The sequence below is a fragment of the Oxalobacteraceae bacterium OTU3CINTB1 genome, assembly GCA_024123955.1.
GTDB lineage: Bacteria > Pseudomonadota > Gammaproteobacteria > Burkholderiales > Burkholderiaceae_D > Rugamonas.
Genome location: CP099652.1, coordinates 6,715,976 through 6,728,008 on the forward strand (window position 1 = coordinate 6,715,976; position 12,033 = coordinate 6,728,008).

Here is a 12,033-nt window from a genome sequence, read left to right on the forward strand (position 1 = left end):
AAGTAATGAGCAAGAAAAAAGTCGTGATCGGCATGTCGGGTGGGGTCGATTCCTCGGTCGCGGCCTGGATGCTCAAGGAGCAGGGCTACGACGTGGTCGGCCTGTTCATGAAGAACTGGGAAGACGACGACGACTCCGAATACTGCTCGACGCGCCAGGACTGGATCGACGCGGCCAGCGTGGCCGACGTCATCGGCGTCGACATCGAGGCGGTCAACTTCGCCAGCGAATACAAGGACCGCGTGTTCGCCGACTTCCTGCGTGAATACCAGGCCGGCCGCACGCCGAATCCGGATGTGCTGTGCAACGCCGAGATCAAATTCAAGGCTTTCCTCGACCACGCGATGCACCTGGGCGCGGACTTGATCGCCACCGGCCACTACGCGCGCGTGCGCCAGAACGGCGACAAGTTCGAGCTGCTCAAAGCCGTCGACCACACCAAGGACCAGAGCTACTTCCTGCACCGCCTGAACCAGGCGCAGTTGTCGAAGACCCTGTTCCCGCTGGGCGAAATCCCGAAGACCGAAGTACGCCAGATCGCCGAGAAACTCAAGCTGCCCAACGCCGCCAAGAAGGATTCGACCGGCATCTGCTTCATCGGCGAGCGCCCGTTCCGCGAATTTTTAAACCGCTACCTGTCGTACAAACCAGGCCCGATGAAGACCGACGACGGCAAGACCGTCGGCGAGCATGTCGGCCTGTCGTTCTACACGCTGGGCCAGCGCAAGGGCATCGGCGTGGGCGGCATGAAGGCGTACAAGAACCCGGACGGCAGCAGCGACGCCTGGTACGTGGCGCGCAAGGACGTGGCCAACAACACCTTGTACATCGTGCAGGGCCACGAGCATCCGTGGCTGCTGTCGTCGGACCTGCGCGCCGACCAGGCCAGCTGGATCGCCGGCGAAGCGCCGTCGCCACGCGCGATGGCCGCCAAGACGCGCTACCGCCAGGCCGACGTGGCGTGCGAGATCGCGCCCGAGGGCGACTCGGACTTCGCGTTGAAATTCATGGATGCCCAATGGGCGGTCACGCCGGGCCAGTCGGCCGTGCTGTACGACGGCGACGTGTGCCTGGGCGGGGGCATCATCGACAGCTCGACCTTCGCCGGGGGTCAAGTCTGACATTCGGACACGGCTTCAGCCGTATCGGTTTGCTACGGCCGGCCTCGTGTCCGAATGACAGACTTGACCCCGTTATCAGGCTTCGTCGCCGGCTTCGGGTGGGGCGTCCTTCTCGGCCATCGCCGCGCGCTGGCGCTTGACCATCGCGATGACGACGTTGCGGATCGTGTTGAGCACCGTGTCGGCCTTGAACGGCTTGACGATGAAGCCACTCACGCCCATCGCGTGCGCGGCCTGGATAGTGGCGGCGTCGAATTCGCTCGAGACCATGAAGATCAGGGTCTTGGGCCACTTGGCCTTGATCTCCTGCACCACGTCCTCGCCGCTTTCCATCTGCTCGCGGGCGATGCAGACGATGTGCGGGTTGAACTTGATCAGGAGTGCCAGGCCGGCGGCGCAGGTGTGGCTCTGGCCCACCACGTCGTAGCCGCCGTCGAGCAGCACCGTGTTGAGCAGGCCGCGCGCGACCGCGCTGGAATCGATAATGACCGCTTTTAACATCTTGCAAACCTTGTATTATTGAGTGCGCGCGCCACCGGTTATTGCCGGTCCCAGGCCAGCATATTCCAGGTCACGCCGACCCGCACATCTGTTTTCAATTGCACCAATTGTCTCGAAAGATACAGCATTTCGCGCTCTTTTCGTAGAGTTTCGCCCAGCGTGTCCTTCAGAATGCCGGCCCCGGCCATGATGGCGTCCAGATTGCCGTAAGTACGCAACAGTCGGGCCGCCGTCTTGACGCCCACCTTGGACACGCCGGGAATCGAGTCGGTGACGTCGCCCATCAGCGCCAGCAGGTCCGGCAATTGGTCGGCCGGCACGCCCCACTTCTGCTCGACCCAGGCGTGGTCGTGCCATTCGCTCTTGAAATGGTCCCACACGCGCGCGCCGTGGGCGATCAGGCCGTGCAGGTCCTTGTCGGTGGTGGCGATGGTGGCCTCGCCGCGGCCGTCGGCCAGCCAGCGCAGCACCACGGTGCCGATGACGTCGTCGGCCTCGACCTCGGGCAGCGAGACCACGTGCATGCCGAAGCCGGCGAGCTTGTCGTAGAACGCCGGCAGCGCCTCGCGCAGCGGCGACGGCATCGGCGCGCGGCCCTCGCGGTAGCCGGCGTATAAATCGTGGCGCCAGGTGCGCCCGCCGAAGTCGAAAGCCGGCAGCACGTGGGTCGGTTCGTGGTCGTGCAGCAGCGTGCGGAACGACGACAGCGCGTGGCGCAGCGCGATGTCGGCCTTTTCGGCGCTATCGGGTTCGGGGCTGGCTTCGTAGACGCGGCGCACGATATTGAGGCCGTCGATGGCAAGGAGTCGACCCATGTTCAAATTCATCCGGGCTTGATCAAGCCGCCATTTTACCCGACGTGGCTTGACCTTACTTCAACAACTCATACGGCCCGCCGCGCTCGATGGCGCGCTGGAAGGCCGGGCGGGCGTGGATGCGCTTGAGGAAATCGGTCAGTTTGGGACGGTTGGCGTCAAGCCCGCCACGGGCGGCGGCAGCCTCCAATGGAAAACTCATCTGGATATCGGCCGCGCTGAACTCGGCGCCGGCGAACCATGGCGCGGCGGCCAGCTCGTTTTCCAGGTATGTCAGCTGGGCCTCGATCTGCGGCAGGATATAGCTGCCCTTGACCTTGCGCGCGATGGCCTTGGCGATCGGCTTGACGAAGAACGGCGCCGGACTGGTCTCGACCCGGTCGAACACCAGCTTCATCAGCAGCGGCGCCATCGCCGAGCCTTCGGCGAAGTGCAGGAAATAGGTCCAGCGGCGGCGCTCGGCGGTGCCGGCCGGCGGCGCCAGGCGCCCGTTGCCATAGGTCTCGACCAGGTACTCGACGATCGCGCCCGACTCGGCCACGACCACGCCGTTGTCGGTGATCACCGGCGACTTGCCCAGCGGGTGCACCGCCCGCAGCTCGGGCGGCGCCAGCATCGTCTGCGGATCGCGCTGGTAGCGCACGATCTCGTACTCCAGCCCCAGTTCCTCGAGCAGCCAGAGCACGCGCTGCGAGCGCGAATTGTTGAGGTGGTGGACAACGATCATGGTGGTTTCCCGAAAAAGAACGGCCGTGCGCCGCGACCGTGCTAGCTTAGCATTACTGGCCGCCGCGCGTCGCTGACCGATGGGTAATGGATTCCTGAAAGAAACAGCAGTACACTGATCGCTCCAGCCGCCGCCATCCGGACCGTCCATGAATCTGTTTTCCCCGCGCTATATCGCCTTCGTCGCCGCCGTCGTCACCCTGCTCGCGTCGCTGGCGCTGGGCGCGCCGTGGTGGATCCCGCTGACCGCCGCCGCGCTCACCGTCGTCGGCGTCACCGACCTGCTGCAAACCAAGCGCGCGCTGCGCCGCAACTACCCGATCCTGGCGCACTTCCGCTTCTTCTTCGAAGCGATCCGACCCGAGATCCGCCAATACCTGCTGGAGGACGACACGGTGGCCGCGCCGTTCTCGCGCAACCAGCGCAGCATCGTGTACCAGCGCGCCAAGATGGACACCGACAAGCGCCCGTTCGGCACCCAGCTCGACGTCTACGCGCCCGGCTACGAATGGATCAACCACGCCATCGTGCCGGCGCAGGAACAGGGCCACGACTTCCGCATCGAGATCGGCAACCACCCGGACTGCCCGCGCGCGCAACCGTATTCGGCCAGCGTGTTCAACATCTCGGCGATGAGCTTTGGCGCGCTGTCGGCCAACGCCATCCTGGCGCTCAACGGCGGCGCCAAGGCCGGCGGCTTCATGCACGACACCGGCGAAGGCAGCATCAGCCCCTACCACCGCCAGAACGGCGGCGACCTGGTATGGGAGATCGGCTCCGGCTACTTCGGCTGCCGCGACGCCGACGGCCGCTTCTCCGAGGCGAACTTCGTCGCCAACGCCACCTCGCCGCAAGTGAAGATGATCGAGTTGAAGCTGTCGCAGGGGGCCAAGCCGGGCCACGGCGGCGTGCTGCCGGGCGCCAAGGTGACGATCGAAATCGCCACCACGCGCGGCGTCGCCCTCGGCGTGGATTGCGTCTCGCCGTCGAGCCACTCCGCGTTTGGCACCCCGCTCGAAATGCTGGCGTTTATTGATAAGCTGCGCAATCTGTCGGGCGGCAAGCCGACCGGCTTCAAGCTCGCCATCGGCCACCCTTGGGAATTCTTCGGCATCGTCAAGGCGATGCTGGCGACCGGCATCACGCCGGACTTCATCGTCGTCGACGGCGGCGAGGGCGACACCGGCGCCGCGCCGCTCGAATTCACCGACCATGTCGGCACGCCGCTGCAGGAGGCGCTGCTGCTGGTGCATAACACGCTGGTTGGCGCCAATTTGCGCGACAAGATCAAGATCGGCGCGTCGGGCAAGATCATCACCGCGTTCGACGTCGCCCGCATCATCGCCATGGGCGCTGACTGGTGCAACTCGGCGCGCGGCTTCATGTTTGCGCTCGGGTGCATCCAGTCGCAAAGCTGCCACACCGACAAATGCCCGACCGGCGTCGCCACGCAAGACCCGAACCGGCAACGCGCGCTGGTGGTGCCCGACAAGATGCTGCGCGTGACACACTTCCATCAGAACACCATGGCCGCACTGGCGCAGCTGATCGCCGCCGCCGGCCTGACGCACCCGTCGCAGCTCAAGCCGCGCCACCTGGTGCGGCGCATCTCGCCCAACCAGGTCAAGCTGGTGTCGCAGTTGCTGCCGTATCTGGAAGCCGGACAGTTGCTCGACCCGAGCCAGCTGGCGCGCCTGCCGCCGGTGTTCGGGTTATATTGGCCGATGGCGCAGGCGGAATCGTTCAATCCGCTGTGCTAGGCGCCCCTCCACAATAGGAGATGGGAAGGCGCGCGGCACTCCACTACACTCGGCTCTCAGATAATTTTTTAACATTTATCCGGGAGGTCGGAATATGAGCGCTACCGCTGCGGACTACATGGCACACACCTTGGCACGGGCTGGCGTCAAGCGCGTGTTCGGCGTGGTCGGGGATTCGTTGAACGGCTTCACCGACGCGCTGCGGCGCGAACAGGCCATCGAATGGGTGCACATGCGCCACGAGGAAGGCGCCGCCTTCGCCGCCGGCGCCGAGGCCCACTTGACGGGCGAACTGGCGGTGTGCGCCGGCAGCTGCGGCCCGGGCAATCTGCACCTGATCAACGGCCTGTTCGACTGCCAGCGCAGCGGCGTGCCGGTGCTGGCGATCGCCGCCCACATTCCGAGCACCGAGATCGGTATCGACTACTTCCAGGCCACGCATCCCGAAAGCCTGTTCAAGGATTGCAGCCACTACGTCGAGCTGGTGTCGAATCCGGCGCTGCTGCCGCAAATCCTGCATCGCGCCATGCGCATCGCGGTGGCGCGGCGTGGGGTCGCCGTCGTGGTCATTCCGGGCGATGTCGCGCTGCAGCCTTTACACGCGGCGGCGCCGGCGTGGCTACTGCCGAATCCTCCGGCGCTCATGCCGAACCCGCGCGATATCGATGAACTGGCGGCGCTGCTCAACGGCGCGGAACGTGTCGCGCTGTTCTGCGGCGCCGGTTGCGCCGGCGCGCACGCCGAAGTCATGGAGTTGGCGCGTACGCTGCAGGCACCCATCGTGCACACCCTGCGCGGCAAGGAACACATCGAGTACGACAACCCGTACGACGTCGGCATGACAGGTTTGGTGGGCTTCGCGTCCGGCTACAAGGCGATGAAGGGTTGCGACACCTTGCTGGTGCTGGGCGCCGACTTCCCGTATCGCCAGTTCTTCCCCGAGCAGGCCAAAATCGCGCAGATCGATGTGCGTCCAGAGGCCTTGGGGAACCGCTGCCCGCTGGCGCTGGGCGTGCTGGGCGGCGTGAAGGAGACGCTGGGCGCCTTGCTGCCCAAGCTGGCGGAGAAATCCGATGGCGGCTTCCTGGCAAACGCACGTGCCGATTACGCCGAGGCGCGCAAAGACCTCGATAGTTTAGCCGTCATCGACGCCGGCACCCGCGCCATCCATCCGCAGGCCATTACGCGCCTGGTCAGCGAACTGGCGGACGACGACGCCATCTTCACCTGCGACGTCGGCACGCCGATCGCCTGGGCGGCGCGCTACCTCAAGGTCAATGGCAAGCGGCGACTGGTAGGCTCGTTCAACCATGGCTCGATGGCCAACGCCATGCTGCACGCGATCGGCGCGCAGGCGTCGCATCCGGACCGGCAGGTGATTTCGCTGTCGGGCGACGGCGGCTTCGCGATGATGATGGGCGAGTTCCTCACGCTGCTGCAGCTGGATCTACCGGTGAAGATCATCGTGCTCAACAACGGCACCCTGGGTTTCGTCGAGCTGGAGATGAAGGCGAACGGCTTCCTCGACACCGGTTGCGATTTGAAGAATCCGAATTTCGCCGCCATGGCCGAGGCGATGGGCATCAAGGGCATGCGGGTGGAAGACCCGCAGGCGCTGGAGGGCGCGCTGCGCGAGGCGCTGGCCCACGACGGGCCGGTGCTGGTCGATGTGGTGAGCGCGCGCCAGGAGTTGATCATGCCGCCGCACGCGACTTTGGACGAGGCGCACAAATTCGGCCTGTTCATGATCAAGGCGGTGCTCGATGGCCGCGCGGGTGAGCTGATCGATCTGGCGAAGGTCAATCTGCTGCGCTAGCCGACGCTTGTGACGCTAGTCAGGGAACGGTAGATAGCCGCGTCGCATCGCCCACTCGCGCAATACGGCGTTCATGCCGGCTTCCCAACCGTCGCCGGTACGTTTGAAGACTTCGATCAGGTCAGCGTCGTAATCTATCCTTAATGACACTTTCGGGGAGCCCGGCGGGGGCAGCAGGCGCAAGCGCCACGGCCGCAGCTGCGCAAGTTGTTCCTCCGTCAGGGGCAATGCATCGGGGTCGGAAAGCGCTGCAGCGGTGATTGCCGCGTCTTCCTCATCTGTTGGTGGAATAATTTCACGTTCGATATGTCGCATAACGTCTTACCTCCGCTTTGTTCGCCTTGCGCAAACTGATAATGCGCTCATTATTGCCTTGCTGAACGAATACAATAAAATACAAGTTCTTGCCGATTAGACCCAGGCCGCATTCGCGTAGTTCGTTGTAGTGAAAGCGCTGGTCAGTCCAGATCACGGCCGTCTCCCATTCGAACGCAGCGGCAGCAGCCAGCGAAATGCCGTGCTTACGGAGATTGAGTGCATCTTTGTTGGGATCAAACGTGATCGCCATGGCTAATCTTAGTCCCAAAGGTTGAAAAATCAAACGATTGGGAAAAGACTAATGAGAGAGGTAGCTGGCGACCTTGCGCAGTCACAGGTGAACATCAACTAGCGCCCGGGTTATGCGCGCACTGTGGCAAACGCTCTCTTTTTACTTCTGCTTTTCTCTATTTTCTTCTCTTTTCTTCGCTTTTTATGGCGGAATCCAAAAAGAGAAAAAAGGCGAGAAAAATAGAAGAAAAGAGAAGACGAAAGAGAGGGTTTACCACAGGATTCCGTGTGCCCCAACCCTCCCCATGCAGCCTGTCAGCGCTGGACGTGCAGCTTGATGACGCGCTTGTGCGGCGTCGAGGAATCCGGGGACGATGAAGTGGATGATGCCGCCGGCGCCGACGTCTCGCACGACCCGCAGCTGCCGCAACCATCGCCGCAGTTGGCCTGCGTCTTGAACAGCTTGGCCATCTTGTTCTGGTCGAACCCGCGCCGCGTCAGGAAATACACAATCTGCTGGCGCCACGCCGCCGGCAGGTACTTGGTGCAAGCGTGCAGCACCGCCGCCGCGACAATCAATCCAACGATAATCTGCTGCCACATATCAGCCTCCTGTCAACCTATCAGCGCCATCGAGATACGGTACGTCAGGAACGACGCCACGTACGCCAGCGCGAACATATAACCCGCCATCAGCAAGGGATAGCGGATGCTGTTGGTTTCGCGGCGCACCACGCTCAACGTCGACAAGCACTGCGGCGCGAACACATACCACGCCAGCAGCGACAACGCCGTCGGCAGCGCCCACGACGCGGCGATGATCGGCGTCAGCGACTGCGCCAGGTCGTCGCCGCTCTGCGACAACGCGTACACGGTGCCCAGCGCGCCAACGGCCACTTCACGCGCGGCCATGCCCGGCACCAGCGCGATGCAGATCTGCCAGTTGAAGCCGATCGGCGCGAACACGAATTCCAAAGCGCGGCCGATCATGCCGGCGACGCTGTAATAGATAGGCGGATGCGTGGCGCCTTCCGGCGCGCCCGGGAAGGTGCTGAGGAACCAGACCAGAATCATCAGCGTCAGAATCACGGTACCGACGCGCGTCAGGAAGATGCGCGCGCGCTCCCACAGGCCCAGGGCCAGGTTGCGCATGTGCGGCCAGTGATAGGCCGGCAGCTCCAGCATCAGCGGCTGCTTGTGCGTCGAGCCCATGGCGCGCTTCATGAAGTAGGCCACCGCCATCGCCGAGATGATGCCGGCGAAGTACAGGATGAACAGCACCAGCCCCTGAAGGCTCATGAAGCCGCCCACTTCGCGCTCAGGAATGAAGGCGGCGATCACCAGCGCGTAGACCGGCAGGCGCGCGGAACACGTCATCAGCGGCGCGATCATGATCGTCACCAGGCGGTCGCGCTTATTCTGAATGGTGCGCGCGGCCATCACGCCCGGGATCGCGCACGCAAAACTGGACAGCAGCGGGATGAAGGCGCGGCCCGACAAACCCACGCCGCCCATCAGGCGGTCCAGCAGGAAGGCCGCGCGCGGCAGGTAGCCGCAGTCCTCCAGCATCAGGATGAAGAAGAACAGGATCAGAATCTGCGGCAGGAACACCAGCACGCTGCCGACGCCGCCCATGATGCCTTCCACCAGAAGGCTGCGCAGCATGCCGTCGGGCAAGTAGGCGCCCAGCACCTTGCCCAGGCTTTCGACGCCACCGGAGATCATCTCCATCGGCACCGCCGCCCACGTGAACACGGCCTGGAACACCAGGAACATCAGCAGCGCCAGGATGATCGGGCCGACCACCGGGTGCATCACCACGTTGTCGATTTTTTCGGTCAGGTTGCCGGTGTCGTGGACGTCGTTGCTGACGGCGGCCAGGATGCGGCGCACCTCGCGCTGCGTGTCCTCGACCGAGACGGCGTCGATCGCCGACAGCGGCTGCGGTTTCGCCGCCGGCAGCGGCAGCATCAGTTCTAGCGCGCGCACCAGCGACTTCTCGCCGCCGGCCTGCACCGCCACCGTCTCCACCACCGGCATGCCCAATTCATCGGCCAGCAGGTCGGCGTCGATCTCGATGCCGCGCTTCTTGGCCACGTCGACCATGTTCAGCGCCAGCACCATCGGCAGGCCGAGTCGTTTGATCTCCAGCACCAGGCGCAGGTTCAGGCGCAGGTTGGTGGCGTTGACCACGCAGACCACGACGTCCGGCGCGGCCTCGCCGGCGCGCAGGCCGGCGACGACGTCGCGCGTGATTTCCTCGTCCGGCGTGTGGGCCGACAAACTATAGGCACCCGGCAGGTCGAGCACGCGGAAGCCGTGGCCGTTGGGGGAGCTGAACGAGCCTTCCTTGCGCTCGATGGTCACGCCGGCGTAGTTGGCGACCTTCTGGCGCGAGCCGGTCAGACGGTTGAACAAGGCGGTCTTGCCGCAATTCGGATTGCCCAGCAGGGCCACGATGGGCGTCCGGGACGGGGAAGTCGTGGGCGCCTGCGGCACCGCGTTTTCTACAGCACCCATTGTTTATTGGTCCGGTTGAATCGAAATGAGCGCGGCTTCGAAGCGGCGCAACGCAAAAGTGGAGTTGCCGACCTTGATGGCCAGCGGCTCGCCGCCGGGCATGCCGCGCTTGAGCAGGCGGACCTTCTCGCCGGGGACGAAGCCCAGTTCCATCAGGCGCCGCGCCAGGCCGGCGCCGTCGTCGGCGGCGTCGCCGGGCGACACGTGCACCACGGTGGCGGCGGCGCCGGTCGTCAGCGCGTCCAGGGTGATCAGGGGAACAGCAGGCGTCATGAGCTAAGTCCGGTCAGGATGCGGCGCCGGTGGACGGCGACGCGCCCGGCGGTTCGCAAGAGCGCGTTCTCGCCGGAAATAAGATACTAGCATTATAAACGGTAATGCGAATTACTACTATTTACGCTTGCATCGGCCGCCAAGTTGAGGCAGTATACGATTAATGATAATGATTCGCATTAAGTTACCTGCAATCATGTCTTTATTGCTCTTGTTCGGGTTGAACCAACCCATTTTTAGCAGCTAGCCAGAAGGTGCGTAATGATTGTATGTGTCTGCAACAACATATCTGATCGTGAAATCCGTCAAGCCGTCGAGCTGGGCGTGGCCTCGATCGAAGAACTGCGCCGCGACCTGGGCGTGTCGACCTGCTGCGGCCAATGCTTCGATTGCGCCGAACAAATCCTCAACGAGCATCTGGCAACGATCCAGGCCACCGCAGAGATCAAAGAAACCGTGCTGAAGCGTCCCGTCTTCACCAACTAATTATGAACACCATGACTTATAGCCGGACGGCGCCCTCGCTGTCCGTGAACGACGCTGGACTGCGCCAAATGAAAGCGCGCGGACGCAGGTTCGCGCCGCTGGCGGCGATCGTCGTGGGTCATGCGTTGATGTTTTATGCGATCAATTCGGGGATGATGAGCAAGATCGCCGTCGCCGTCATGCCGAAGGTGGTCACGGTGACCTTCGTCGCCTCGCCCGAGCCGCTCAAGGCGGCTCCGCCGGAGCCGAAGACGGTGCCGGTCGTGAAGCTGACGCCGACCTATATCCCGCCGATGCCGCAACTGGCCACGCCGCAGGTCGAGCCGACGATCACCGTCGCGCCGCCGACACCGCGCACCAACCAGCCGTCGACGCCTGCCGTGGCCGGACCTGTCGCACCGCCGACGCCAGCGCCGGCAGCGCCGTCGGCGCCGAAAACCATCACAGGGGTGGAATATATCCGCGCGCCGCAGCCGGTGTACCCGAGCATGGCCCGCCGCATGGGCGAGAGCGGCATCGTGATGCTGCGCGTGCTGATTGGAGAGAAAGGCCAGGCGGAGCAAGTGACGATCCAAAAATCGTCGGGTTCCGAGAAGCTCGATGAAGCCGGCCGCCAGGCCGTGCTGCGCGCGCTGTACAAACCGTATATCGAAGATGGCAAGGCCATACCGGTGTACGCGCTGGTGCCGATCAACTTCCAGCTGGGTTGAACCATGCGCCGCTCCTGCGGCGCATGTCATTTACATCATCACAGATCCAGACGACCCTCGATCGAATCGTCCAGCGTCTTGCCGATCACGGCGCCAATCAGCATCTTCACGCCAGCCACCGCGCGGCCATGCTTGGTGTCCCAATAATAACCGTAAGTCGGCGCAAACTTGATCAGCGTGATGCGCGGATCGTCCTCGCCCTCCGTGAACCAGGTCTTCATGGTAAAGCTCCACAGCTCCTTGAGCTTCGCGCGGTCGCGCAGCACGGTGGCCACGCCCTCGATGTGCAGGAACTCCGAGTGTGCCGAACCCTGGAAGTACAAGGTCGCCGACGGATCTGCCGCCAGCTCCTGGTTCTTCAAACTGTCGCTGGCACTGATGAACCAGATGTTACCCAGGTCGTCGACCTGCTGCGCCATCATCGGCCGCGCATCGCCCGGACCGCCGTCGCCATCGTTGGTGCAGAAAAAGCAGCCGGGCGTGCTATCGACGAAGTCCTTGATCTTCTTGACGGCGTCTTCGCCGATCAGATCTTGATGGTTTTGTTCCGGCTGGTTGGCATTGATCGAATCCATGGCGCGCTCCTGGTAAGTACGAATAAATAGAGCACCCATGTTAGCTCTGGCGGCGCCAGCACTCGGTGGGTTGCCTCACACTGGCGCCACGTGATGGTGCGAATGTTAATTGTTTTCATTAACACCAACAATCTCACTCCGGGGATATTGATACAGTTTTACGCCGCCGGGCACGATTTAC

At 63.6% G+C, this 12,033-nt stretch carries 14 protein-coding genes; 5 read left to right on the top strand and 9 right to left on the bottom strand.

The annotated features are described in order from the left end of the window. Positions 1-5: 5 nt before the first annotated feature. The gene (gene mnmA / locus NHH73_29320; protein USX26602.1) at positions 6-1,121 is read left to right on the top strand and encodes a tRNA 2-thiouridine(34) synthase MnmA; all 1,116 of its coding nucleotides are present in this window, start codon (positions 6-8) and stop codon (positions 1,119-1,121) included. Between the two features lie 75 nt (positions 1,122-1,196). On the opposite strand, the gene NHH73_29325 is transcribed toward mnmA, so the two are convergent. From NHH73_29325 to NHH73_29335, 3 genes are read right to left on the bottom strand one after another with little or no spacing between them, the layout of a single operon-like run. Further along, on the bottom strand, positions 1,197-1,622 hold the full coding sequence (locus NHH73_29325) for a response regulator (protein USX26603.1): 426 nt from the start codon (positions 1,620-1,622) through the stop codon (positions 1,197-1,199). Between the two features lie 38 nt (positions 1,623-1,660). Further along, on the bottom strand, positions 1,661-2,437 hold the full coding sequence (locus tag NHH73_29330; GenBank protein ID USX26604.1) for a 5'-3' exonuclease: 777 nt from the start codon (positions 2,435-2,437) through the stop codon (positions 1,661-1,663). Positions 2,438-2,492: 55 nt separating this feature from the next. Continuing rightward, complete coding sequence (locus NHH73_29335; GenBank protein ID USX26605.1) at positions 2,493-3,164, bottom strand: glutathione S-transferase; 672 nt, start codon at positions 3,162-3,164, stop codon at positions 2,493-2,495. 148 nt (positions 3,165-3,312) lie between these two features. Here NHH73_29335 and NHH73_29340 point away from each other — a divergent pair, with 148 nt between their 5' ends. Together NHH73_29340 and poxB are read left to right on the top strand one after the other, a co-directional pair. Next, complete coding sequence (locus NHH73_29340; GenBank protein ID USX26606.1) at positions 3,313-4,923, top strand: FMN-binding glutamate synthase family protein; 1,611 nt, start codon at positions 3,313-3,315, stop codon at positions 4,921-4,923. Positions 4,924-5,017: 94 nt separating this feature from the next. After that, the gene (gene poxB, locus NHH73_29345) at positions 5,018-6,739 is read left to right on the top strand and encodes a ubiquinone-dependent pyruvate dehydrogenase (protein ID USX26607.1); all 1,722 of its coding nucleotides are present in this window, start codon (positions 5,018-5,020) and stop codon (positions 6,737-6,739) included. A 15-nt stretch (positions 6,740-6,754) separates the two neighbouring features. Here poxB and NHH73_29350 read toward each other — a convergent pair whose 3' ends face one another. The 5 genes from NHH73_29350 to NHH73_29370 all read right to left on the bottom strand — a co-directional run bounded on the left by NHH73_29350 (position 6,755) and on the right by NHH73_29370 (position 10,081). After that, a complete protein-coding gene (locus tag NHH73_29350) occupies positions 6,755-7,054 on the bottom strand; it encodes a BrnA antitoxin family protein (GenBank protein ID USX26608.1) in 300 nt (99 codons plus the stop codon). After that, entirely contained in the window at positions 7,035-7,307 is a 273-nt protein-coding gene (locus tag NHH73_29355; protein ID USX26609.1) for a BrnT family toxin, read from the bottom strand. The genes NHH73_29350 and NHH73_29355 overlap by 20 nt, the downstream gene beginning before the upstream one ends. Positions 7,308-7,603: 296 nt before the next feature. Continuing rightward, the gene (locus NHH73_29360) at positions 7,604-7,891 is read right to left on the bottom strand and encodes a hypothetical protein (GenBank protein ID USX26610.1); all 288 of its coding nucleotides are present in this window, start codon (positions 7,889-7,891) and stop codon (positions 7,604-7,606) included. 12 nt (positions 7,892-7,903) lie between these two features. Next, complete coding sequence (locus NHH73_29365; GenBank protein ID USX26611.1) at positions 7,904-9,808, bottom strand: ferrous iron transporter B; 1,905 nt, start codon at positions 9,806-9,808, stop codon at positions 7,904-7,906. Between the two features lie 3 nt (positions 9,809-9,811). Beyond that, positions 9,812-10,081, bottom strand: coding sequence for a ferrous iron transport protein A (locus NHH73_29370; protein USX26612.1), 270 nt, complete (start codon positions 10,079-10,081; stop codon positions 9,812-9,814). Between the two features lie 261 nt (positions 10,082-10,342). Here NHH73_29370 and NHH73_29375 point away from each other — a divergent pair, with 261 nt between their 5' ends. Both NHH73_29375 and NHH73_29380 read left to right on the top strand, forming a co-directional pair. Beyond that, the gene (locus tag NHH73_29375) at positions 10,343-10,567 is read left to right on the top strand and encodes a (2Fe-2S)-binding protein (GenBank protein USX26613.1); all 225 of its coding nucleotides are present in this window, start codon (positions 10,343-10,345) and stop codon (positions 10,565-10,567) included. Positions 10,568-10,569: 2 nt separating this feature from the next. Beyond that, the gene (locus NHH73_29380; GenBank protein USX26614.1) at positions 10,570-11,277 is read left to right on the top strand and encodes a TonB family protein; all 708 of its coding nucleotides are present in this window, start codon (positions 10,570-10,572) and stop codon (positions 11,275-11,277) included. Positions 11,278-11,315: 38 nt separating this feature from the next. On the opposite strand, the gene NHH73_29385 is transcribed toward NHH73_29380, so the two are convergent. Beyond that, positions 11,316-11,852 (bottom strand): pyridoxamine 5'-phosphate oxidase family protein, encoded by a 537-nt coding sequence (locus NHH73_29385; protein ID USX26615.1) that lies wholly within the window; start codon positions 11,850-11,852, stop codon positions 11,316-11,318. Positions 11,853-12,033 lie beyond the last annotated feature (181 nt).